At 51.9% G+C, this 24728-nt stretch carries 23 protein-coding genes; 18 read left to right on the top strand and 5 right to left on the bottom strand.

All coding sequences use genetic code 11. The annotated features are described in order from the left end of the window. Positions 1–45: 45 nt before the first annotated feature. Positions 46–2331, top strand: coding sequence for a 5-methyltetrahydropteroyltriglutamate--homocysteine S-methyltransferase (gene metE, locus X965_RS16390; RefSeq protein ID WP_036418924.1), 2286 nt, complete (start codon positions 46–48; stop codon positions 2329–2331). Positions 2332–2394: 63 nt separating this feature from the next. Here the strand turns inward: metE and prfH are convergent, their stop codons facing one another. After that, the gene (gene prfH / locus X965_RS16385) at positions 2395–3003 is read right to left on the bottom strand and encodes a peptide chain release factor H (protein ID WP_004238240.1); all 609 of its coding nucleotides are present in this window, start codon (positions 3001–3003) and stop codon (positions 2395–2397) included. Continuing rightward, positions 3003–4139: an RNA ligase RtcB family protein gene (locus tag X965_RS16380; protein ID WP_036418921.1), complete on the bottom strand. Its 1137-nt coding sequence runs from the start codon at positions 4137–4139 to the stop codon at positions 3003–3005. Before X965_RS16380 ends, prfH begins: the two co-directional genes overlap by 1 nt. Positions 4140–4580: 441 nt before the next feature. Between X965_RS16380 and udp the strand changes: the two genes are divergently transcribed. The 10 genes from udp to tatC all read left to right on the top strand — a co-directional run bounded on the left by udp (position 4581) and on the right by tatC (position 13166). Then, positions 4581–5336 (top strand): uridine phosphorylase, encoded by a 756-nt coding sequence (gene udp / locus X965_RS16375; RefSeq protein WP_004238238.1) that lies wholly within the window; start codon positions 4581–4583, stop codon positions 5334–5336. A 133-nt stretch (positions 5337–5469) separates the two neighbouring features. Continuing rightward, complete coding sequence (locus tag X965_RS16370) at positions 5470–6252, top strand: tyrosine-protein phosphatase (RefSeq protein ID WP_036418918.1); 783 nt, start codon at positions 5470–5472, stop codon at positions 6250–6252. Between the two features lie 23 nt (positions 6253–6275). Next, entirely contained in the window at positions 6276–6809 is a 534-nt protein-coding gene (locus X965_RS16365) for a DedA family protein (RefSeq protein ID WP_036418915.1), read from the top strand. A 138-nt stretch (positions 6810–6947) separates the two neighbouring features. Then, positions 6948–8372 carry a DNA recombination protein RmuC gene (gene rmuC, locus X965_RS16360; RefSeq protein ID WP_036418913.1) on the top strand — a complete coding sequence of 475 codons (1425 nt, stop codon included), beginning with the start codon at positions 6948–6950 and terminating at the stop codon, positions 8370–8372. Between the two features lie 60 nt (positions 8373–8432). Continuing rightward, positions 8433–9188 (top strand): bifunctional demethylmenaquinone methyltransferase/2-methoxy-6-polyprenyl-1,4-benzoquinol methylase UbiE, encoded by a 756-nt coding sequence (gene ubiE / locus X965_RS16355; protein ID WP_004238233.1) that lies wholly within the window; start codon positions 8433–8435, stop codon positions 9186–9188. Position 9189: 1 nt separating this feature from the next. After that, a complete protein-coding gene (locus X965_RS16350; RefSeq protein ID WP_036418910.1) occupies positions 9190–9864 on the top strand; it encodes an SCP2 domain-containing protein in 675 nt (224 codons plus the stop codon). Further along, on the top strand, positions 9851–11488 hold the full coding sequence (gene ubiB, locus X965_RS16345; RefSeq protein ID WP_004238231.1) for a ubiquinone biosynthesis regulatory protein kinase UbiB: 1638 nt from the start codon (positions 9851–9853) through the stop codon (positions 11486–11488). Before X965_RS16350 ends, ubiB begins: the two co-directional genes overlap by 14 nt. A gap of 105 nt (positions 11489–11593) precedes the next feature. After that, entirely contained in the window at positions 11594–11854 is a 261-nt protein-coding gene (tatA, locus tag X965_RS16340) for a Sec-independent protein translocase subunit TatA (RefSeq protein ID WP_004238230.1), read from the top strand. A gap of 3 nt (positions 11855–11857) precedes the next feature. Further along, a complete protein-coding gene (gene tatB, locus X965_RS16335) occupies positions 11858–12388 on the top strand; it encodes a Sec-independent protein translocase protein TatB (protein WP_036418908.1) in 531 nt (176 codons plus the stop codon). A gap of 22 nt (positions 12389–12410) precedes the next feature. Beyond that, positions 12411–13166 (top strand): Sec-independent protein translocase subunit TatC, encoded by a 756-nt coding sequence (gene tatC / locus X965_RS16330; protein WP_004238228.1) that lies wholly within the window; start codon positions 12411–12413, stop codon positions 13164–13166. A gap of 70 nt (positions 13167–13236) precedes the next feature. Here tatC and rfaH read toward each other — a convergent pair whose 3' ends face one another. After that, complete coding sequence (gene rfaH, locus X965_RS16325; RefSeq protein WP_015422426.1) at positions 13237–13728, bottom strand: transcription/translation regulatory transformer protein RfaH; 492 nt, start codon at positions 13726–13728, stop codon at positions 13237–13239. 206 nt (positions 13729–13934) lie between these two features. On the opposite strand from rfaH, the gene pepE reads away from it, so the two are divergent. The 3 genes from pepE (at position 13935) to fre (ending at position 16916) form a co-directional block, all read left to right on the top strand. Next, the gene (pepE, locus tag X965_RS16320; protein ID WP_015422427.1) at positions 13935–14660 is read left to right on the top strand and encodes a dipeptidase PepE; all 726 of its coding nucleotides are present in this window, start codon (positions 13935–13937) and stop codon (positions 14658–14660) included. Between the two features lie 73 nt (positions 14661–14733). Next, a complete protein-coding gene (ubiD, locus tag X965_RS16315) occupies positions 14734–16206 on the top strand; it encodes a 4-hydroxy-3-polyprenylbenzoate decarboxylase (RefSeq protein ID WP_004238225.1) in 1473 nt (490 codons plus the stop codon). Positions 16207–16214: 8 nt separating this feature from the next. Further along, entirely contained in the window at positions 16215–16916 is a 702-nt protein-coding gene (gene fre, locus X965_RS16310) for an NAD(P)H-flavin reductase (protein ID WP_004238223.1), read from the top strand. Positions 16917–17048: 132 nt separating this feature from the next. Here the strand turns inward: fre and fadA are convergent, their stop codons facing one another. After that, positions 17049–18215, bottom strand: coding sequence for an acetyl-CoA C-acyltransferase FadA (gene fadA, locus X965_RS16305; RefSeq protein WP_004238221.1), 1167 nt, complete (start codon positions 18213–18215; stop codon positions 17049–17051). Positions 18216–18222: 7 nt separating this feature from the next. Further along, on the bottom strand, positions 18223–20400 hold the full coding sequence (fadB, locus tag X965_RS16300) for a fatty acid oxidation complex subunit alpha FadB (protein ID WP_004238219.1): 2178 nt from the start codon (positions 20398–20400) through the stop codon (positions 18223–18225). A 288-nt stretch (positions 20401–20688) separates the two neighbouring features. Here fadB and pepQ point away from each other — a divergent pair, with 288 nt between their 5' ends. Genes pepQ through hemG form a run of 4 tightly spaced genes read left to right on the top strand, consistent with a single transcriptional unit; the run spans position 20689 to position 24657 of the window. After that, positions 20689–22023 carry a Xaa-Pro dipeptidase gene (gene pepQ / locus X965_RS16295; protein ID WP_004238216.1) on the top strand — a complete coding sequence of 445 codons (1335 nt, stop codon included), beginning with the start codon at positions 20689–20691 and terminating at the stop codon, positions 22021–22023. Further along, positions 22023–22649 carry an IMPACT family protein gene (locus X965_RS16290; RefSeq protein WP_004238215.1) on the top strand — a complete coding sequence of 209 codons (627 nt, stop codon included), beginning with the start codon at positions 22023–22025 and terminating at the stop codon, positions 22647–22649. Before pepQ ends, X965_RS16290 begins: the two co-directional genes overlap by 1 nt. A 20-nt stretch (positions 22650–22669) precedes the next feature. Next, entirely contained in the window at positions 22670–24121 is a 1452-nt protein-coding gene (gene trkH / locus X965_RS16285) for a Trk system potassium transporter TrkH (protein WP_036418904.1), read from the top strand. An 11-nt stretch (positions 24122–24132) separates the two neighbouring features. Continuing rightward, positions 24133–24657 carry a menaquinone-dependent protoporphyrinogen IX dehydrogenase gene (hemG, locus tag X965_RS16280; RefSeq protein ID WP_025154667.1) on the top strand — a complete coding sequence of 175 codons (525 nt, stop codon included), beginning with the start codon at positions 24133–24135 and terminating at the stop codon, positions 24655–24657. Positions 24658–24728 lie beyond the last annotated feature (71 nt).

The raw sequence follows: 24728 nt of genomic DNA, 5'->3' as shown, positions 1-24728 counted from the left end.
TTATGGATGTGTAAACATCTGGATGGCTAAATGATAGGATTTTTTATGACGACACATAATCACACTCTGGGTTTTCCGCGCATCGGTCTGAAAAGAGAACTGAAAAAAGCGCTTGAAGGTTACTGGGCAGGACAGATTTCACAGGATGAGCTGCGCGATAACGGCCGTGAATTACGCCGCCGTCACTGGCAGCTGCAAAAAGAGGCCGGGGTTGAATTATTACCGGTCGGGGATTTCGCCTGGTACGATCATGTTCTCGGCACCAGCCTGCTGTTCGGTAATGTGCCACCACGCCATGCCGGTGCCGACGGGAAAATTGACCTCGATACCCTGTTCCGTATTGCCCGCGGCCGTGCACCTTCCGGTGAACCGGCGGCTGCGGCGGAAATGACCAAATGGTTTAATACCAACTATCACTACATTGTGCCGGAGTTTCAGCGCGGGCAAACCTTCACCGTGAGCTGGCCGCAGCTGTTTGACGAGGTGGATGAGGCGCTGGAGCAGGGCTTTGCGGTTAAACCAGTGCTGCTCGGCCCGGTAACCTATCTGTGGCTCGGCAAAGTGAAAGGGGCTCAGTTTGACCGCTTATCATTACTGCCGTCACTGTCAGAAGCCTATAAAAACGTGCTGGAAAAGCTGGCGCAGCGCGGTATTGAGTGGATTCAGATTGATGAACCGGCTCTGGTGCTGGATCTGCCGCCGGAGTGGCAGGATGCTTACCGTACGGCATATGATGCTTTGCAGGGACATGCAAAACTGCTGCTGACCACTTATTTTGACGGAGTAAGCCATCACTTACCGCTGATCCGTGAGTTACCGGTGCAGGGGCTGCACGTCGATTTTGTCGCGGGCAGTGATGATATTCAGGCCATCCACGACGCATTACCGGCCGACTGGCTGCTCTCTGCCGGCCTGATTAACGGGCGCAACGTCTGGCGTGCCGATCTGCGGCAGAAATATGATGTAATCGCCCCGCTGGCCGGAAAACGTGACCTGTGGATCGGGACATCCTGCTCATTGCTTCACAGCCCGATTGACCTGCGTGATGAAACCAAACTGGATGAAGAAGTCAAAAGCTGGTTTGCCTTCGCACAGCAGAAATGTGAGGAACTGGCATTGCTGACCCGCGCGGTCAATAGCGGCTCGGCAGATGATATCGCCGCGCTGGCGGAATACAGTGCCCCGATTACCCGCCGCCGTGATTCTTCCCGTGTTCACAATGCTGCGGTGGCTGCCCGGCTGGCGGCGGTAACCGCCCGCGACAGCGAACGCGCCGCGCCGTATGCCGAACGCGCAGAGGAACAGCGCCGCCGTTTTAACCTGCCGCTGTGGCCGACCACCACAATCGGATCTTTCCCACAAACCACGGAAATCCGCGGGCTGCGTCTGAACTTCAAAAAAGGGAATATCGATAAAGCGTTCTACCGCACTAATATCTCTGAACATATTAAGCAGGCGATTAATGAGCAGGAACGGCTCGGACTGGATGTGCTGGTTCACGGCGAAGCGGAACGTAATGACATGGTGGAGTATTTCGGCGAGCATCTCGACGGCTATGTCTTTACGCAGAACGGCTGGGTGCAGAGCTACGGCTCGCGCTGTGTGAAACCGCCGGTGATTATCGGTGATATCAGCCGTCCGGAACCGATCACCGTTGACTGGGCGACCTACGCGCAATCCCTCACCAGCAAGCCGGTGAAAGGCATGCTGACCGGGCCGGTAACCATTCTCTGCTGGTCATTCCCGCGTGAAGATGTCAGCCGTGAAACCATTGCCAAACAGATCGCTCTGGCGCTGCGTGATGAAGTGGACGATTTGCAGAAAGCCGGGATCGGTATTATCCAGATAGATGAACCGGCACTGCGCGAAGGGCTGCCGCTGCGCCGGGCAGAATGGGCGGAGTATCTCACCTGGGCGGTAGATGCCTTCCGGCTGAATGCGGCGGTCGCGGATAATGACACCCAGATCCACACCCATATGTGTTACTGCGAATTCAATGACATCATGGATTCTATTGCGGCACTGGATGCGGATGTGATCACCATTGAAACATCACGCTCGGATATGGAACTGCTGGAAGCATTTGAAGATTTCGATTATCCGAATGAAATCGGGCCGGGTGTTTATGATATTCACTCGCCGAATGTGCCGGAAGTGGAGTGGATTGAAGCCCTGCTGCGCAAAGCGGCGGATAAGATTGCGGTGGAGCGTCTGTGGGTTAACCCGGACTGCGGCCTGAAAACACGCGGCTGGGATGAAACCCGCAAAGCCCTGGCGAACATGGTGGAAGCGGCGCGCCGTCTGCGGGAAAATCCGCTGACATCCCGCTGAGTTTATTTATATATAAAGAAGAAAAAAGCCGGTCAGTAATGACCGGCTTTGTGTTATGTGCTGTCAGCTGACCGGACGGAAATCCGGCCCGCTGAAGCAGCGTGTCGCCCGGCCGCGCTCGATCTGGTGATGTGACCGGTGGCGCTCGCCGTTCAGTGATGCGGACTGCTGTTGCTGATATTGGCTCAGATGCCATTCAATCAGGCGGCAGGCCAGTTTTTTGTTGGCGTGCTGGCTGCGTTCAGACTGCACTTTAACCGAGATACCGGTGGCAATGTGCGTGGCACGGACAGCGGATTCTGTCTTATTCACATGCTGGCCGCCCGGCCCCTGTGATTTCAGACGTTCAAAGACAATCTCACTGTCTGATACTGCCTGCGGTGCAGTAAAACGACGGATGCCGATAAACCAGTTTTTACGCCGGTGTTTCGGGCGGAGCGGGCTGGCACACTGCCACTGCAATGTCCCGCACCAGCGATCCGCCAGAGCATCCGCATGTTCTCCGTCCAGTGACAGCAGGGCGGAATGCAGGCCGTGCTGTGACGGCATTTCCTCCGCAAAGATCACTGTGACCGACGACTGTGCAGCCTCCTGCAAAAAGAGGCGCAGCGCGTGCTTCACCGCCAGACAGCACTCTTCCGGGCCGTGAGCGGCAGAAAACTGTAATAACATCAGCAGCACTCCCCGCTCGTTTTGTAGGTCAGCAACGGTTTCAGCCGCGCCACCACGGTAATCAGCCCGGCACCTGACAGGCTTTCAATCACAGTCTCAATGGATTTATAGGACTGCGGTGCTTCCTCATAAATCAGCTGCTTATTAGCGCAGATCACCCGGCTGCCGAGATCGGTACGGGATAACTGCGCCGGGGTATAGCGGTGAGAAAGGCGTCCTTTGCACTCGGTGCGCATCCATTTACGTCCCGCGCCGTGCGCGAGAGAGTAAAGGCTGTCAGCGGTTGCATGTGGTTTCACCAGATAACTGTAATCACCGCGTGAGCCGGGGATCACCACATAATCATGATCCACCGGGGTTGCCCCTTTCCGGTGCAGCCAGCCGTTACGGCCGTTCACCGTGCAGGCTTCCACCAGGTTGTGATTGATATCGAGTATTGCCTCACCGTTGGTACGCAACTGCTGCATCATCCGCAGTGCAATCAGCGCCCGGTTGTGCTGTGCAAAATCCAGCGCCTGCTGATGTGCTGCCAGATATTCCGCCGCTTCCGGCGTGTTCTCTGTCAGCCCGTCGTGGCTGAACTGCTCAACATGATGACGCAGAACCATCTGCCCCAGCCCGCGTGAACCGCTGTGAACCAGCAGTATCACACGCTGTTTATCCAGCCCGGACGCGGCAAACAGGCCGTCATCACAGACCTTATCGATTTGCTGAAACTCAGCAAAATGATTCCCGCCGCCGACAGAAGACAGAGAAGCGGCAAACGGATGTGATGCGAAGTGATCGCTCACATGCTCTGCCAGCCAGTCTGCGTCCGCATGGTCATGCATGCTGCGCAGTTGCTTTTCAGCTTTGTCCGCGTTGAGTTTGCTGACTTTCAGCTCAGTCTGATACAGCGCCATACCGCAGCCGATGTCGTTACCGACCAGCGCGGGATAAAAACGGCCTTCAGAGAAAAATGCCGCACCCACCGGATAGCCTCTGCCGGGATGCAGATCCGGCATACCGGCAACAGCCGTCATACCCGGTAATTGTGCGGTGGTGATCAGTTGTTGGATCGCGTTACTTTCGATCCACGTCGCATCCGAGGCGATATAAGAGACGCCCGGCGCGACAAAATGCATATAATTGCCCATAATCCATTCCGGAAAATAGTGAAAATTTGGGTTTATGGCGGGCAGTCAGGAAGAAACAGAGAGGTAACAGGGACGGGTAATACGGGGAAATAACGCTGTAATACCGGTGTGATAATCAGTTCTGCAAGAGCCCGCAAAGAGTGCACAGTAATGTTGTCATATGAACCTCCTTACGTTCTGAAAGTGATTGTCAGCACGCATCGCGTGCCGGAATGGTGCGGATAGTAGAGTGAGGCGGATAAAAAATCAACCTGTGTTTTGTTTTTTCAGAGAGCAGTACGGCGACATTTTCAGCATAAACCGTTGTTTATGTGATTTGAATCTCATTTTTATGTAATTGATTCATCGTCATGTATCAATGAAGTGATAATAATCACTAAATTTTGTGTGGTGACACGTTACAGTGTCCTCAATAATCATTTTTTCGCTAAGGAGTTCAGGATGGCTGATGTATTTCATTTAGGTTTGACTAAAGCAGATTTACAGGGTGCGACGCTGGCTATCGTACCGGGCGATCCGAACCGGGTCGAAAAAATTGCCCGCCTGATGGATAATCCTGTTCATCTCGCGTCTCTGCGTGAATTCACCTCATGGCGCGGCGAACTGGACGGCAAAGCAGTAATCGTCTGTTCAACCGGTATCGGCGGCCCGTCCACCTCTATCGCGGTGGAAGAACTGGCACAGCTGGGGATCCGCACGTTCCTGCGTATCGGTACCACCGGTGCGATTCAGGAAAACATTAATGTCGGTGATGTCCTTGTGACCACGGCGGCTGTGCGCCTGGATGGTGCAAGCCTGCATTTCGCACCGATGGAATTCCCGGCCGTGGCTGACTTTGAATGCACCACCGCGCTGGTCAATGCGGCGAAAGCAGCCAAAGCAACAGTTCATATTGGTGTGACCGCTTCTTCTGATACTTTCTATCCGGGCCAGGAGCGTTATGATACCTTCAGCGGCCGTGTGACCCGCCGGTTCAAAGGATCAATGAAAGAGTGGCAGGAAATGGGCGTGATGAACTTTGAAATGGAATCCGCCACACTGCTGACCATGTGTGCCAGCCAGGGGCTGCGTGCCGGGATGGTTGCGGGCGTTATCGTTAACCGCACCCAGCAGGAAATTCCTGATGAAGCGAAGATGAAGAAAACCGAATCCAATACCCTGGATATTGTGGTGGAAGCCGCCCGTCATCTCATCTGATCGTCACCGGTTTCATGAATCAAGCCGTATCGCCGGGTTTTCCGGTGATGCGGCTTTTTTTTAATCATTCATTCTGTAAATCTGATACAGTGATCGTGCCGAACATACTGATAATAATGATAAAGAGGTATCAATGACCAGACAGCCATTACCGCATCCTTCTGTATTGCCGCTCGACGGCGGGATCAATTTTCGTGACCTGGGAAACAAAGTGCTGCCGGACGGCAGTAAAATCAAACCCGGCCTGCTGTTCCGTGCCGGGGCGCTGGATCGCCTGAGCGACAACGACTTAACCCGCCTGACAGAGCAGAATCTGTTTCAGATCCTGGATTACCGCGACAGCGGCGAAATTGCTGATAAACCGGATCGTCTCTGGAATGGCGCGCTGTACACGAACGCACCGGCAAATCCGATGTCAAAGGAAGTGGATGCTAACCTTGAGAAACTCGGCAATGAAGCGCTGACGGGGTTTGATCCGAAAGCTTTTATGCTGCGCCTCTATGAACTGCTGCCGCTGGGCAACCCTGCGTATCATGCACTCGGCGATATGCTGCGCAACCCGGAAAAAGGCGGCATTGTGCAGCACTGTGCGGTCGGTAAAGACCGGACCGGTGTGGGTTCGGCACTGGTGCTGTTTGCACTCGGCGCGGATACCGATATGGTGATGGAAGATTACCTGCTGACCAATGACACGCTGGCACCTTACCGCCATGAACTGCTGGCGGAACACGCGAAAACCATGCCGGAAGCGGTGGTGGAGAAATTCGCCTATGTTTACTCCGTACAGCCTGATTTCCTGAATACCGCACTGAAAAGTATTCACTCTCATTATGGCAGTATTGATACCTGGCTGGCGAAAGATATCGGGCTGACAACAGCAGTCCGCGACAAAATCCGCAACCATTTCCTTGAGTAATATCAGACAATAAGGGGGATTTTCTGGCACCGGCAGATATTATCACCACCGTTACCGCATTTGTCCGTGAACATGAGATCTGGGCATTGCCGATCGTTTTCGTGCTGGCATTCGGTGAATCTCTCGCATTCCTTTCCCTGTTGTTTCCGGCAACAGTGATTCTGCTCGGAGTCGGGGCGCTGATCGGGGAGGGAGGGCTGAATTTTCTGCCGGTCTTCCTCGCGGCGGCCACCGGTGGCTTTTTCGGCGACTGGATCTCCTATTACATCGGCTACTACTACAAGGATAATGTCCGTCATATGTGGCCGATTTCCCGCTCCCCGCAAACCCTGGTCAGAGGACATCAGTTCTTTGAAAAATGGGGAATATGGGGTGTCTTTTTCGGGCGCTTCTTCGGGCCGTTCCGTGCGGTGGTACCGCTGGTGGCCGGGATCTGTGCAATGCCGCAGCGTCATTTTCAGCTGGCGAACCTGTCTTCTGCCGTGATCTGGGCATTCGGCCTGCTGGCCCCCGGCGCGTTCGGGCTGAAATGGATGGCCGGGCTGATGGGCGGATAGCGCCGCATTTTCACCGGATTACATTGATTTTTGCGTGGCGCGCCGAAAAAAACGGCGGACAGCAAAAAGACAGTGGACATCTGTACAGTGCTATTTTACCGTAAGCGGCGTAAGTGACTCGCGGAGGAGACGGCCATCGTGGATATTCAGTGGCTTTATGGTTTTATCGGCATTCTGAGCGGTATTCTGCTGGGCGGCGGTGTGGTCTGGTTCAGCCTGCAACAGCGGCTGGCGGACAAAAACCGGCTGTTACAGGATAATATTGCGCAACTGGCTCTGCTGGATGAAACCCGGCGTCAGGCTGCATACTGGCAGCAGGCCAGGGAGCAGCGTGAACAGTCACTGGAAAATGCCCGTCATATCAGTGCACAACAGGAAGCGGAAATCCGTGAGCTGACCACCCGGCTGGAAGAAAGCCGCCTGGCCGCCGAAGAAAAACAGCGGTTGCTGCTTAACAGTGAGCAGCGCCTGAATACTCAGTTTGAAAACCTGGCCGCCCGTATTTTTGAACAGAGCGGCCGCCGGACAGATGAACTCAACCGCCAGAGCCTGTCCATGCTGCTGCGCCCGTTCCGTGAACAGCTGGATAACTTTAACCGGCAGGTGCAGGAAAGTTACAGCCAGGAAAGCCGCGAGCGCCACACTCTGACACATGAAATTCAGCGCCTGCAGCAGCTCAATCTGCGGATGGCGCAGGAAGCCGTCAATCTCACCAATGCCCTGAAAGGCGACAACAAAATGCAGGGGAGCTGGGGGGAAACTATTCTTGCCCGTATCCTGGAAGCCTCCGGTCTGCGCGAGGGGCATGAATTCGCCACTCAGGTCAGTCTGAAAAATGAACAGCAAAGCCGTTATCAGCCCGATGTGGTGATTTACCTGCCGCAGAACAAACAGGTGATTGTGGATGCCAAAGTGTCGCTGGTGGCCTACGAGCGTTACTTCAACAGTGACACCCCGGAAGCCCGGCAGACGGCACTGACGGAACACATCAACTCTGTGCGTCAGCACATCCGCGGCCTGAGCCGCAAAGAATATCAGGATCTCAGCGGGATTAACTCGCTGGATTATGTACTGATGTTTATCCCTGTCGAACCGGCATTTCTGGCGGCGGTCGGGCAGGAGAGTGTATTGCTGGATGAAGCCCTCAGAAGCAATATCATGCTGGTCAGCCCGTCCACACTGCTGGTGGCGCTGCGGACAATCGCCAATCTCTGGCGTTATGAACATCAGCATGAAAACAGTCAGGCAATTGCACAGCGTGCCGCCCGTCTCTATGACAAACTCCGCCTGTTTACCGAGGAAATGGACGGTATCGGCCAGGCGCTGGATAAAGCCCAGAATACCTATCACGGGGCGATGAAAAAACTGACCACCGGCCGGGGAAATCTGCTGTCACAGGCAGAAAGCTTCCGTGAGCTGGGCGTTGAGGTAAAACGCCCGCTGGATGAAATTCTGGTGCAGAAAGCCCGTCTCAGTGAACAGCAGGATACCGCTGCGGATGAACTGCCTGAGGAGCAGGCTAATTTCGCAGAACAACACAATGGGCATAGGGTTTTGCGGTAAAGGCTGATACACTTTTCCGATCACTAATTCATGCACACAGGCAAAACAGGCAAGAAGAGAATGGAAGAGCAATCCCGGGATACAATCGATTTTGGTTTTCGTACTGTTAACAGAAACGAAAAAGCAGGTATGGTGGCAAACGTCTTTCATTCTGTTGCCGCAAAATACGATCTGATGAATGACCTGATGTCTTTCGGCATCCATCGTGTCTGGAAACGTTTTACTATTGATGCCAGTGGTGTCCGCCGTGGTCAGCGGGTGCTGGATCTTGCCGGGGGAACCGGTGATTTCACTGCAAAATTCTCCCGTATGGTCGGCGAAAACGGTCAGGTGATCCTCGCGGATATCAACGATTCCATGCTGAAAATGGGCCGGGAAAAGCTGCGTAACCACGGGGTTGTCGGCAATGTGAATTATGTTCAGGCGAACGCCGAAGAACTGCCGTTCCCGGATGACTACTTCAACTGCATCATCATCTCTTTCGGGCTGCGCAATGTCACCGATAAAGACAAAGCACTCCGTTCCATGTTCCGTGTGTTAAAACCGGGCGGCCGCCTGCTGGTGCTGGAATTCTCCAAACCGGTGATTGAACCGCTGAGTAAAGTATATGACGCATACTCCTTCCACGTGCTGCCGCGTATCGGGCAGGCGGTTGTGAATGATGCGGACAGCTACCGCTATCTTGCCGAATCCATCCGCATGCATCCGGATCAGGAAACCCTGAAAGGCATGATGGAAAATGCCGGATTTGAGCATGTTTCCTACACCAATATGACCGGCGGCATTGTGGCGCTGCATAAAGGATTCAAATTCTGATATGGCTGATACGTTTGCAGAAAATATCCCGTCTCCTGTCAGTCAGCAGGCACTTTACCCTGTGGTTGCCGGATTTCTGGAAACGGTACTCAACCGGCTGTTGTACAGTGAAAATGTACTGAAACCGGCCCGCGCCCGTCTGACCGGCAAAACACTGACCCTCAGGCTGACAGAGCCGGATATGCAGTTTACGCTGATCTTCAGTGAAAAACAGCTGGATGTGATTTCCCGCTGGGAAGACCCGGCAGACTGTGTGCTGCAAACCCGTTTTCTCACGCTGCTGAAACTGAAAGACAAACAACAGCTTTCAGCTCTGATCCGGCAGGGTGATGTCATTATTGACGGCGATATGCAGGTCATTCAGCACTTTTCAGCACTGCTGGATATGGCGGAATGGGATCCGGCACATTATCTGGCACCGTATACCGGCGATATTGCCGCACAGACACTGACTCAGATTGCCGTAAAAGGCGGGCAGTTTATCCGTCGGGCGGTATGCCGTCAGCAGGAATATCTGACCGGCGCGCTCACCCGTGAGTGGGCACTTGCTCCTTCCGCGCTGGAAGCCGCTCATTTCTGTGATGAAGTTGCGGATGCTGCACAAACCGCAGATGAACTTGAGATGCGCCTCGCCCGTCTGGAAAAAAAAGCAGGAACCGGGTATGAGACCGAGTGAAATAAAACGCCTCTATTTTATCATCCGCACTCTCCTGAATTACGGGCTGGATGAACTGATCCCTAAAAACCGTCTGAGCTGGGCAATCCGTCTCTGGCGCCGTTCACTGTTCTGGATGCCGAACAAGCATAAAGACAAAGTGCTGGGTGAGCGTCTGCGTCTGGCGCTTCAGGAACTGGGGCCGGTGTGGATAAAGTTCGGTCAGATGCTCTCCACCCGCCGGGACTTGTTCCCGCCGGCCATTGCTGACCAGCTGGCACTGTTGCAGGATCGCGTTTCATCATTTGACGGCAATCTGGCAAAGAAAACCATTGAAGATGCCCTGGAAGGGCCGGTGGAAACCTGGTTTGATGATTTTGATATCACACCGCTGGCATCCGCCTCGATTGCTCAGGTGCACACTGCAGTTCTGAAAGAAAACGGGCAGGCGGTGGTACTGAAAGTGATCCGTCCGGATATTTTGCCGGTGATCCAGGCTGATATTCATCTGATGTACCGGCTGGCGAACATGGTTCCCCTGTTACCGGACGGCAGACGTCTGCGGCCGAAAGAGGTCGTTCGCGAGTATGAAAAAACACTGCTGGATGAGCTGAATCTGCAACGCGAAGCGGCTAATGCTATTCAGTTGCGGCGTAATTTTGAAAACAGCCCGATGCTCTATGTGCCGGAGGTTTATCCGGATCTCTGCCGTGAAAATGTGCTGATCATGGAGCGTATCTACGGCATTCCGGTTTCTGATATTGCGGCTCTGCATGAGCAGGGCACAAACATGAAACTGCTGGCCGAGCGTGGCGTGCAGGTCTTCTTCACGCAGGTTTTCCGTGACAGCTTCTTCCATGCGGATATGCATCCGGGCAATATTTTTGTCAGCCGTGAGCATCCGGACGATCCTCAGTATATCGGTATCGACTGCGGTATTGTCGGTTCACTGAATAAAGAAGATAAGCGCTATCTCGCGGAAAACTTTATTGCCTTCTTCAACCGTGATTACCGTAAAGTGGCTGAGCTGCATGTGGATTCCGGCTGGGTTCCGCCGGATACCAATGTGGAAGATTTTGAATTTGCTATCCGTACGGTGTGTGAACCGATTTTTGAAAAACCGCTGGCAGAAATCTCTTTCGGTCATGTGTTGCTGAACCTGTTCAATACCGCCCGGCGCTTTAATATGGAAGTTCAGCCGCAACTGGTTTTATTACAGAAAACCCTGCTGTATGTTGAGGGGCTCGGACGCCAGCTTTATCCGCAGCTGGATCTGTGGAAAACCGCGAAACCATTCCTTGAATCGTGGCTGAAAAGTCAGATTGGCGTGAAAGCCGTGATCCGTAGTATCAAAGAAAAAGCACCGTTCTGGGCGGAAAAACTACCGGAATTACCGGAACTGGTGTATGACAGTCTTAAACAGCAGCGCCGTCTTCAGTCCGGTGTTGAGCGGCTGGCAGAGCAGATGAAACAGCAGCAGGCTGCTCAGCGGAAAGCAAATTTCTCACTGGGTATCGGTGCGACATTGTTTGTCTGTGCGAGCTTATTCTATCTGGCCGGAGCACCGGTTGCACCCTGGGTTCTGATGTTTTTTGGTATACTTACCTGGGTAACAGGATGGTGGCAATCCGGTAAAATGAAGTAAAGATTGAGTTAAAGCAAGGTTTCAGCCTATGTCGTGTATTTCCGTATACGGCTGTGGTTGTATATAATGAAGTAAGTAGGTCCATATCAATTTGAGGTAAAACTAATGGCCGGTATTAATATTTGGCAATTGTTAATTATTGCTGTGATTGTTGTACTCCTGTTCGGAACAAACAAACTCCGTACTCTGGGATCTGATTTAGGTGCATCTATCAAAGGCTTTAAAAAAGCTATCGGTGATGAAGATCAGAACAAAGCAGATACAACAACAGCCGGAAAAGACGCGGATTTTGAACAAAAAAATATCGCAGAAAAGAAAGCTGATTCAGCTGAGCAGCCAGAGAATAAAAACAAAGAGCAGGTATAACCCGTGTTTGACATCGGTTTTGGTGAACTGATCTTAGTATTGGTTATCGGACTTGTGGTTCTGGGACCTGAACGCCTTCCGGTTGCTGTGAAAACAGTAGCCGGCTGGATCCGTGTGATGCGTTCAATGGCTGCCAATGTGCAGAATGAACTGACGCAGGAACTCAAACTTCAGGAATTGCAGGATAACCTGAAAAAGATGGAAGAGCAGGCCGGTAAAGCCATTTCACCTGAATTGAAGGCGTCGATGGATGAACTGAAAGAAGCAGCTGATACATTACGCCGCTCTTATCAGGAACCGGTGGATACACTGAAAAAGCAGCTCGACCCGGAAGCACTGGCCGATCAGGAACTTGAAATTCCGTCTGTCCGTCCGGCATCAGCCGGCACTCCGGCGTCGGAAAATCCGGCTCCGGCAGCACCATCTCCGGCCGTTGCTGAGGAAGCCCCTGTCCGGCCATCACCGGAAGTCAGTGATACAGAACCTGCACCGTCACCGGTAACCGTTGCTGCGTCAGATTCACAGAAACATTAATAGATTACGGTAAAAGTACGTTATGGCTGTTGAAGACACGCAACCGCTGATCACTCATTTAATCGAATTACGAAAACGCATTCTCAACAGCCTGATTGCAGTCTTTGTTGTGTTTGTTGCGCTGGCGTATTTCTCAAATGATATCTATCAGCTGGTATCCTCGCCGCTGGTGAGCAAACTGCCGCAGGGTTCGAACATGATCGCAACGGATGTTGCATCACCGTTCCTGGCGCCGATTAAGCTGACCATTATGGTCTCCATTTTTATTTCGGCACCGTACATCCTGTATCAGGTCTGGGCTTTTATTGCACCGGCGCTGTATAAGCATGAACGCCGGTTGTTAATGCCGCTGCTGTTTTTCAGCACCGTGCTGTTTTATATGGGGATGGCATTCGCGTATTTTGTTGTCTTCCCGCTGGCGTTTGGTTTCTTTACCTCGACAGCACCGCAGGATGTGGTCATTGCGACAGATATTAATAACTATCTCAGCTTTGTCATGGCGCTGTTTATGGCGTTTGGTATCTCCTTTGAGGTGCCGATTGCCATTATCCTGTTGTGCTGGAGTGGTGCGACGACTGTTGCCTCACTGAAGCAGAAGCGGCCGTATATTCTGGTCGGGGCTTTTGTGGTGGGAATGCTGCTGACACCACCGGATGTGTTCTCGCAGACGCTGCTGGCTATCCCGATGTATCTGTTGTTTGAAATCGGTGTGTTCTTTGCCCGTTTCTATGTACCGCGCAGTAAAGCACAACCGCAGGATGAAGAAGCCGAAGAGTAATGCGATACTGCTTCAGGTAAAAACCGCCTTAATAACAGGGCGGTTTTTTGTTTCCGGGTGACGGAGATACTCAGAGTTTCCGGATAAAGCTGGTGTTATCCACTTTTTTGGTCAGCTCTTTACTGATCAGCGTCAGCAGCAGCACGGAGCGGGTGTCGCCGTCCGGCTCCTGATAAATCGCTTCCAGGCCTTTAAACATCCCTTCAGTGATTTCCACAATATCTCCGGGCTGCGGAACATTTTGCTCTGACAGGCTGACACATTCGGCATTTTTCAGCTCTTCAATCAATGATGCGGGAACAACGGCAGGCAGTGGTCCGAAACGGACGAAATGATTGACGCCGCGCGTTGAGTTAATCGTGGTTGTATGAATAGTCTCGGGATCAAAAGAAATAAACAGGTAATTCGGGAACAGGGGCTCATTGACCGTCACACGTTTGCCGCGAACCACTTTTTCAATATTCGCCATCGGTGTCAGGCATTCCACCTGCTGCCGCTGCAAATGTTCCATTGCCCGCGGAAGTTGTCCGCGTTTGCAGTACAATAAATACCAATCCTTCATTACGCTATCCAACACAAACGGGGGCTTATATAAAGCCTGATAATAACAAATTTGTTTTACTATGAATGCAACAAATGGTGATTTAAGACAAATGAGTGTGAATTCAGTCCCTTATTTGAGTTGCTTTTTACCGTAGAATGATGTCATTTAATGAGTTATAAACTAATTATCATATTTATAATGACAGAATAATAAGGGCAATGTCGATGGACATTTTTTTACTCAGTAACGGCAAACTTTCCGGTAATCCGCAATGGCTCAGCTATGCACAGGAGCGCATCCGGGCAATGATAAAAACCCGCGGGATCCGCTCTGCGGTACTGATTGCATATGCCGTTATCCGTGCAGATCACGACCAGCGTGCCCGTGAACTTTCCGAAGCGCTGGGCATTGATGTTACCTGCATCGAACATTTTGATTCCCCGGTTCAGGCTGTCGAAAATGCGGAATGCATTCTTGTCAGCGGCGGAAATACCTGGCTGCTGAATCAGTTACTGCATGAGAATGGCCTGGTTGTGCCAATCCAGCGCGCGATTCGTGAACGGAATATTCCGTATATCGGCTGGAGTGCCGGGTGTAACGTTGCCACGCCGAGCATCCGGACCACCAATGATATGCCGGTACGTAACTGTGTGGTGATGCCGTCTCTGGGGCTGTTCCCTGTTCAGATTAACCCTCACTATATTGATGCGGTCATCAGCGGCCATATGGGTGAAACCCGTGATGAGCGGATTGCGGAATTTTGTGCCATCAATCCGGATGAGATTGTTGTGGCGCTGCGTGAAGGCAGCGGCTTCCATATCACCGGAAATGAGCTGCACTACTTCAGCGGCAAAAATGAAGGATTCAAACTCTTTCAGCACAACAAAACATTCCCGGAACAATTTGATACCAGCGCCCTGGCAGACCGGGTTCCGTTCCGCTGCTGTTGATCCCTGTACTTGTAACAGTGGGCGGGATTCCTATAATGGAGTCCCTTCCACCTGCTGACAGATTAATAACATAATGAAATATCGGGACCTGAGAGATTTTCTCACCATTCTGGAAAGTCAGGGCGAGCTTAAACGGATCAAAACTGAAGTCGATCCTTACCTCGAAATGACGGAAATTGCTGATCGCACACTGCGTGCGGGCGGCCCTGCATTGCTGTTTGAAAATCCGAAAGGTTATTCAATGCCGGTGCTCTGTAATCTGTTCGGCACAACCAAACGGGTTGCGATGGGAATGGGGCAGGAAGATGTCAAAGCACTGCATGATGTCGGTAAACTGCTGGCTTTCCTGAAAGAACCGGATCCGCCGAAAGGGTTCCGTGATCTTATCGATAAGCTGCCGAAGTTTAAGCAGGTTCTCAATATGCCGACCAAACGGCTGAGTTCCGCACCGTGTCAGACGCATGTTTTCACCGGCGATGACGTGGATCTGACAAAAATCCCGGTTATGCATTGCTGGCCGGATGATGCGGCACCGCTGATTACCTGGGGACTGACCGTCACCCGGGGGCCGTTTAAAGATCGCCAGAATTTAGGTATTTACCGCCAGCAGGTTCTGGGGAAAAATAAACTGATTATGCGCTGGTTATCGCATCGCGGCGGCGCACTCGATTTTCAGGAATGGTGTCAGGCACACCCGGGGGAACGTTTCCCTGTTGCGGTGGCCTTGGGCGCTGATCCTGCGACAATTCTCGGTGCGGTGACGCCGGTTCCGGATACCTTATCCGAATACGCCTTTGCGGGGTTACTGCGCGGTAATAAATCCGAAGTGGTGAAATGCATTTCTAATGACCTGGAAGTTCCTGCCGGTGCTGAAATTATCCTTGAAGGGTATATTGAGCCGGGCGAAACCGCACCGGAAGGGCCGTACGGGGATCATACCGGTTATTATAATGAAGTGGATTATTTCCCTGTCTTCACGGTCACACATATTACCCAGCGTGATGAACCTATCTATCACTCAACCTATACCGGTCGTCCGCCGGATGAGCCGGCAACTCTGGGTGTGGCACTGAATGAAGTGCTGGTGCCGATTCTGCAGAAACAGTTCCCTGAAATTGTCGATTTTTATCTGCCGCCGGAAGGGTGTTCATACCGCCTGGCCGTTGTCACCATGAAAAAGCAGTATGCGGGACATGCAAAGCGGGTCATGATGGGAGTCTGGTCGTATTTACGGCAATTTATGTACACTAAATTTGTCATTGTCTGCGATGATGATATCAATGCCCGTGACTGGAATGATGTGATCTGGGCGATCACCACCCGGATGGATCCGGCCCGGGACACTGTCATGATGGAGAATACCCCGATTGACTATCTCGATTTTGCATCTCCGGTATCGGGGCTGGGGTCGAAGATGGGACTGGATGCAACAAATAAATGGCCCGGCGAAACCTCGCGCGAGTGGGGCAAACCGATTGTTATGACCGATGAAGTCAGACAACGTGTTGACGCCATATGGGACGAATTAAATATTCTCGATAATTGAGGGAGCACATGGCAACGTTAAACTGCAAAGTTACCTCTGTTGAATCTATAACGGATACGGTATACCGCATAAAATTATTACCGGATGGTGATTTTTCATTCAAAGCCGGGCAATATCTGATGGTGGTGATGGATGAACGGGATAAGCGCCCGTTCTCAATGGCATCCGCGCCGTCATCCCGGCAGGAAATTGAGCTGCATATCGGAGCATCCGAATTTAATCTTTATGCGATGGCGGTGATGGACCGGATCCTGGATAACCGCCGGGTGACCATTGATATCCCGCACGGCAAAGCCTGGTTCCGGGAAAACAGTGACGCACCGATGCTCCTGATTGCCGGAGGAACCGGTTTTTCTTACACCCGTTCTGTTCTGCTGGCGGCACTGGAAGAAAATTCGCAGCGTGATATCACGTTTTACTGGGGTGCCAGAGAGCATGTTTATCTCTATGACCTCGGTGAATTGCAGGCTCTCGCCGAAACACATCCGAACCTGAAAATTATCCCTGTTGTTGAACAGCCGGATGATACCTGGCGCGGGCGCACCGGTACTGTGCTCAGTGCGGTGCTGGATGATTTTGGTTCACTGGCCGGAAAAGATATCTATATTGCCGGTCGTTTTGAAATGGCCAAAATCGCCCGCGAACGTTTCTGCCAGGAGCGTGGTGCAGATGCCGGCCGCCTGTTTGGTGATGCATTCGAGTTTATTTAAAGAAAATCCCGCCCCCTGACGGCGGGAGTATGCTGATAACAGGTCAGCTAAACAGTTAAAGCAGTATCAGCGACGTATTGTGCCGTGTGATGAAGCAGAAAACGTCGCTGTTATTTATAACGTTCTCAGTGATCAGCTGCGGACACGTTCAATCACGGTTGCTATCCCCTGACCGAAACCAATACACATCGTTGCCAGGCCGAACTGCGCATCCCGCTGCTCCATGACCGTCAGCAGTGAATTGATAATCCGGGTGCCGGAACAGCCGAGCGGATGCCCGAGTGCAATCGCGCCGCCATGCAGATTCACTTTGTCATCATAACAGTCAGATAATCCCATACCTTTCAGGCAGGCAAGTGCCTGTGCCGCAAATGCTTCGTTCAGTTCGATAACATCAATATCTGCCAGCGTCAGCCCGGCCTTTTTCAGAACTGCCTGTGTTGCCTGTACCGGTCCGTATCCCATCAGTGCCGGTTCACAGCCGGTAACACTCATCGCCCGAATCACCGCCCGCGGAGATAAACCATGCTCACGGGCATAGTGCTCCCCGGACAGCAGAGTTACGGATGCACCATCTGAGATTGCTGAGGAATTACCGGCGGTGACTGTACCGCTGACCGGATCAAATACCGGACTCAATGCCGAAAGTTCAGCAAGACTGCCGTTATCGCGTACGGTTTCATCCCGGGTGGCAATGACAGGTACTCCGGCCTGGTTATGACCCTGAACCGGATGGATTTCACGGCTGAATCTGCTATCACGGAATGCCTGTGCGGCCCGCTGATGTGAACGCAGAGCAAATTCATCCTGTGACTCACGGCTGACAGAAAACTGTCGTGCCAGTGCTTCGGCTGTCAGCCCCATCATGCCGGACGCTTTGGCCGTGTGCAGTGCGGCAGCCGGATTGATATCGATACCCTGTGTCATCGGGATATGACCCATATGTTCAACACCTCCTGCAAGTGCCAGTTTACCGTCACCGGTCTGAATCAGGCGGGCGGCATCATGCAGGGCCTGCATTGATGAACCGCACAGGCGGTTCACAGTGACGGCAGGCACGGTGTGCGGGATCTCTGTCAGCAGGGCGGCATGACGGGCTATGTTAAACCCCTGTTCCCCGGTCTGCTGCACACACCCCCAGATAATGTCATCAATATCGGCTGCATTGATATTGTTACGCTTTATCACTGCACTCATCACTTCTGCTGAGAGTGTGTCCGCACGGACATGCCGGAATATACCGTTTTTTGAGCGGCCCATTGAGGTGCGGAGACCATCAATTATCATGACTTTTTCCATATAAACCTCACTGTGCAGTAACAGGGTGACTATCCGGTTGCGGATAATAAGGAGTGTTATTAACAGCATGTGCCCGCAGACTGTCCGGAATGGTATAAAGCGGACCCAGTGTGCTGTATTGCTCTGCTTTTTCACAGAAAGCGCGGGTGCTGGTATCATCCAGATAACGGAAAATACCTCCCCGGAACGGCGGAAAACCAAGGCCGTAGACCAGAGCCAGGTCTGCTTCTGCCGGGCTGCTGATAATGCCTTCCTCGTAGCAGCGGATAACTTCGTTCACCATCGGAATCATCAGGCGGTCGATAATCTCGTCTGCAGTAAAGTCACGGGGCGTGCGTCCCAGTGGTGCAAGCACTTCTTCGAGCTGCTCATCGGGCTGTTTCTGCAGGTGGCCTTTGCCGTCATCAATATGGCGGTAAAACCCGAGGCGGCTTTTTTGCCCCAGCCGTTTCAGTCCGGCAAACAGACTGATGACATTGTGCTCTTCAACGACCATCCGGCCCGGATAGCCCTCAGCCATCACATGCTGTACATGATTAGCCGTATCCAGTCCGACAACATCGAGCAACAGCGCCGGTCCCATCGGCCAGCCGAATTCCTGTTCCATCACACGGTCAACCGTTTTAATATCCGCTCCGCCGGAGACCAGCAGAGAAAAGGCGTTCAGATACGGAAACAGTACCCGGTTGATAAAGAATCCCGGACAATCTCCCACCACAACCGGTGTTTTTCCCATTTTGTGGGCGTAGTGCACCACAGCGGCGATTGTATCGTCTGAGGTTTTCTCTCCCCGGATCACTTCAACCAGCGGCATTTTAGGTACGGGATTGAAAAAATGCATTCCGCAGAAATTGTGCGGGCGTTTCAGCGCCTGAGCCAGTTCACTGACAGGGATCGAAGAGGTGTTTGATGTCAGAATGCAGTGTTCACTAACCTGTTGTTCAATATCTGCCAGCACTTTTTGTTTGATGACTTTGTTCTCAACAACCGCTTCAACCACTATATCGCAGTCACTGAGTTCATTATCATGGCGGACAGGGTGGATAGCGGCGCGTATTCCGGCGGCCTGAACCACGGTCATTTTTCCTGACTGACACTGTTTTTCCAGCAATTTTACGGCTTCATCAATACCGGCCTGCAATGCGGCGGGCTGAATATCTTTCAGGTGTACCGGAATACCGCTGTAAGCTGACTGGTAAGCAATACCGCCACCCATAATACCGGCACCGATAACAGCGGCCTGTTCCGGGGCATCACGTAATACCGTCTGCTGGCGGGTAAGGCCTTTAACATATTGTTCATTCAGGAAAAGTGAGACCAGAGCCCCGGCGGTGAGTGTCCGGGTCAGTGGTACAAAATGCGCGGTTTCGCAGCGCAATGCTTCATCGCGCGGGAGTTTCGCTCCGGCTTCAATTCCGTTTACTGCAGCCATCGGCGCCGGGTAATGTTTTCCTGCCTTTTGCCGGACAAGGGCTTTGGCCGTGATAAGGCTCATCTGTAATTCTGCAGGGTGCAGCTGTAACGCCGCTTTTTTCTGCTGCCGTTGTGCCTGCCAGTTAGTCCGGCCACTGATCGCCTGCTCCAGCAGCATCAGTGAACCGTTAATCAATTCATCATCCTGTACAATGCCATCAGTCAGTCCGAGTTTCAGCGCTTCACCGGCAGTCACAATTTTCCCCTGTGTGATAAGTTCAAGGGCATTATCACAACCAATCAGGCGGGGCAGACGGACTGAGCCGCCGAAGCCCGGCATTATCCCGAGTTTGGTTTCCGGCAGGCCGATACGCAGATCGTCAGTGGCGAGGCGGTAGTCTGTTGTCAGTGCGCACTCGCACCCACCGCCGAGTGTGAATTTCCGCAGTGCGGCGACAGTAGGCACGGGCAGATCTTCAATCCGGTTAAACAACCGGTTGGCGAAATTCAGCCACTCGGTCAACTGTTCCGCCGGTGCATTAAACAGAGTCAGAAATTCTGTAATATCCGCGCCCAGGATAAAGCTCTCTTTGGCGGAGGTAATAATCAGGCCTTTCAGCTGCGGTGTTTGTTCAAGGCAGGCAACGGCTTCATCCAGTGAGGCAATTGTCCGGGTATCCAGTTTGTTTATCGCTCCCTGCGCATCAAAAACAAGTTTTGCAATTCCTTCTTTTTCCCAGCTGACCTTCATTGATTCACTGTGATAAAGCATACGGTTCTCCTTAAATATTGCATCGCTCCCGTAAAGGATGAGAACACCATGTGGTATGACCAGATAGAGTAATTGTGATTTTTTTGTTAACGAAAGCAAATAAAATGATGATTTTTTGCGCTGAAGATCACGCAAAATGTCTCAATATGCAGAAACAGAAAAGAAAAACGTCGTGACGCGCCGAAGATTCCCGGTAAATAACCGGGGATGACATAGCCTGCCATATCCATAATCGCGGAGATCATGCTAAGCTTTTGTCACTATCATAATGAAAAAAGGTCAATTCCCATGGAAAAAATGGCATCCCTCTACCGTGAGCACATCGCAACATTATTACAGCGGACCCGCGATATTCTTGCGCGTGAGAAACTGGATTCGTTACTGATCCACTCCGGTGAACCGATACGCATTTTTCTTGATGATCGTGACTATCCTTTTAAAAGTAACGTGCATTTTAAAGCATGGGTGCCGGTAACTGATGTACCGTATTGCTGGCTGTGGACTGATGGTGTGAATAAACCGAAATTATGGTTCTATTCTCCGGTTGATTACTGGCACAGTGTCGAGGCGTTACCTTCTTCTTACTGGACAAATGAAGTTGAGGTCATCCATCTGAAGAATGCCGGTGATATTGCCTCCATGCTGGCATCACAGGATAAAACCCGCACTGCGTATATCGGGCCGAACACCGATCGCGCCGCAGCGCTGGGGATCAGCAGCAATCATATTAACCCGAAAGCGGTGCTGGATTTCTTTGCGTTTCATCGTTCATATAAAACAGATTATGAACTGGCCTGCATGCGTGAAGCACAAAAAATGGCGGTTAACGGGCATCTTGCCGCACATGAGGCTTTTTTATCCGGCCTGAGTGAATTTGATATCAATATGGCGTACCTGATGGCAACCGGCCATCGTGATACTGATGTACCTTATGACAATATTGTTGCTATTAATGAAAACGCCGCTGTTCTGCACTACACCAAACTGAATAAAAACGCACCGCATACACGGCACAGCTTCCTGATCGATGCCGGTGCGGAATTCAATGGTTATGCCGCAGATTTAACCCGGACATATGCTGCTGATGCTGACAGCGATTTCGCACAGCTGGTATCAGATTTGAATGATGAGCAGCAGTCACTGATCGGTGATATTAAAGCCGGGGTCCGCTATACCGATTACCATATTCAGATGCATCACCGCATCGCGAAACTGCTGAAAAAACATAAAATAATCACCGGAATGTCTGAGGAAGCTATGGTCAGTGAAGGGGTAACCACACCGTTCCTGCCGCATGGGCTTGGCCATCCGCTGGGTCTTCAGGTTCATGATGCTGCCGGGTTTATGCAGAATGATCAGGGTGAGCATCTGGCGGCACCGGCAATGTATCCGTTCCTGCGCTGCACCCGTATTCTGGAGCCGCGCATGGTGCTGACCATCGAGCCGGGACTGTATTTTATTGAGTCTCTGCTGGCACCATGGCGTGAAGGTAAGTTCAGCCAGCACTTTGACTGGAAACGTATTGAGCAGTTTAAACCTTGTGGCGGTATCCGTATTGAGGATAACATTATTATCCATGACAACAGTGTGGAAAATATGACGCGGGATCTGAATCTGCCGTAATGAAATCGTACCTTATACCGGCTGAGCCGGTTATGTTTACTGAAGAGATAAAAAAAAGCCGTTTCATCACCCTGTTGCAGCATACGGACGGGGTGGATGAAGCAAAGCAATTTATTCAGTCTGTCAAAGATGAATATCCCGATGCCCGGCACCATTGCTGGGCATTTGTTGCGGGGCGTCCGGATGATTCTCAGCAACTGGGATTTTCTGATGACGGTGAGCCGACCGGAACAGCCGGTAAACCGATGATTGCACCGCTGCTCGGCAGCGGAATCGGGGAAATTACGGCGGTGGTTGTCCGCTATTTCGGCGGAATAAAATTAGGCACCGGCGGGCTGGTCCGTGCATACGGCAGCGGGGTTCAGCAGGCACTGAAACTGCTGGTAACGAAAACTAAAATCCCGCAGGTGATCTGTGAAATAACCTGTGATTACAGCTTTATCAGCCAGGCAGAATTAGTGGTCCGGCAGGTGGATGGTACGATAATCAACAGTGATTTCGGTTCGGATGTGACGTTACGTATTTCGATTCCTGCTACCTTACTGAGTGAGGTTAGTGATAAATTACGTGACCTGAGCCGGGGGATGTTTGAGCTTAAATGCCCTGATGACACCACCGGAAACTGATTTCTGAGGACTCTGCTGCAATGCATTTTCGCGCCATAACCCGTATTGTCGGGTTACTTGTCATTATTTTTTCTGTCACCATGATCATTCCCGGGATTGTGGCGCTTATCTATAAAGACGGTGCAGGTAAAGCATTCAGTCAGACATTCCTGGCAGCACTGATTATCGGTCTGCTGCTCTGGATCCCGAACCGCAATAAAAAAAGTGAGTTAAAACCGAAAGAAGGTTTTCTGATTGTGGTGCTGTTCTGGACGGTGCTGGGCAGTGTCGGGGCATTACCTTTTATTTTTTCTGAGCGCCCGAACCTGTCGGTGACAGATGCGTTTTTTGAATCATTCTCCGGGCTAACCACAACGGGTGCCACCACACTGGTCGGGCTGGACACGCTGCCCAAAGCGATTTTATTCTACCGGCAGATGTTACAGTGGCTGGGCGGGATGGGGATCATCGTATTAGCCGTTGCTATCCTGCCGCTGCTGGGTGTCGGGGGAATGCAGCTGTACCGGGCGGAAATGCCGGGGCCGCTGAAAGATAATAAAATGCGCCCGAGGATTGCGGAAACAGCAAAAACCCTCTGGCTGATTTATGTGTTCCTCACCATCGTCTGTGCAATTGCCCTCTGGTTTGCGGGGATGGATGTTTTTGATGCGATATCCCACAGCTTTTCCACTATCGCCATCGGTGGGTTTTCCACTCATGATGCCAGTATCGGTTACTTTAACAGTCCGGCAATTAACACCATCATTGCCATTTTCCTGCTGATCTCAGGCTGTAACTATGGCCTGCACTTTGCGGTACTGACCGGGCGTAGCCTGGGAGTTTACTGGCGGGATCTGGAATTCCGGATGTTTATTTCCCTCCAGTTCGTGCTGGTCGTGATCTGTGCGTTGGTTTTGTGGAAGTTTGATGTCTATGCTACGGAGGGACAAACCCTCAACCAGGCGTTTTTCCAGGTTGTCTCGATGGCGACAACGGCCGGGTTCTCCACTGACAGTTTCTATAAATGGCCGCTGTTCCTGCCGATGCTGCTGCTGTGTGCGGCATTTGTCGGCGGATGTGCGGGGTCAACCGGCGGTGGTCTGAAGGTTATCCGCATTATGCTGCTGTTCCTTCAGGGGGCGCGTGAACTAAAACGCCTTGTGCATCCGAATGCAGTTTACACCATCAAGCTGGGCCGCCGGGCATTGCCGGAACGCATTATCGAAGCTGTCTGGGGATTCTTCTCCGCGTATGCTCTGGTCTTTGTGGTCAGTATGCTGTTACTGATAGCGACAGGTGTTGATGAGTTTTCCGCTTTCTCTGCGATAGCCACCACACTGAATAACCTGGGACCGGGGTTGGGTACGCTGGGTGAGAACTTTACAACCCTGAATCCGGGCGGGAAATGGATTCTTGTCGTGACGATGTTATTTGGTCGTCTGGAAGTCTTTACTTTGCTGGTATTGCTGACGCCGACGTTCTGGCGTGATTAACGGAGTGTTTCATGTCGTACTTGTTGCTTTATTCCGGCCATGACGGGCAGACAAAAAAAATCATTACTGAAATTGCCCTGCATTTACGCAAAGCAGGGGCAGAGTGCGATGTCCGCTCTTTGCAGGATAATCAGCCGCTGAATCTGGCGCCGTATGAGAAGGTGCTGGTCGGGGCATCTATCCGCTACGGTCACTTTAACCGGGCGCTGGATAAATTCGCGAAGTTGCACGCGGTGCAACTGAATCAGATGAAAACCGCATTCTTTGGTGTGAACCTGACTGCCCGTAAACCGGAAAAACGGACACCAGAGACAAATGTGTATGTCCGGAAATTCCTGGCCGCGACACCCTGGAAGCCGACAGTCTGTACTGTATTCGCCGGGGCATTGCTGTATCCGCGTTACGGCTGGTTTGACCGGATGATGATCCGTCTGATTATGAAGATGACAAAGGGTGAGACAGATACCACCAAAGAAGTGGAATACACGGATTGGCAACAGGTTGAGGCATTTGCTGCAGAGTTTGTTCAGATTTAAAGCAAATCACCGGCATTTTGCCGGATAAAACACCGTTGTGGTGAAAAAATTGGCAAACAGAAAAAAAGTTG

Origin of the sequence: Morganella sp. EGD-HP17 (assembly GCF_000512315.2) — a bacterium.
Taxonomy (GTDB): domain Bacteria; phylum Pseudomonadota; class Gammaproteobacteria; order Enterobacterales; family Enterobacteriaceae; genus Morganella; species Morganella morganii.
The sequence above is the reverse complement of the archived record's forward strand: the minus strand, read 5'-3'. Positions and strand labels throughout refer to the sequence as shown.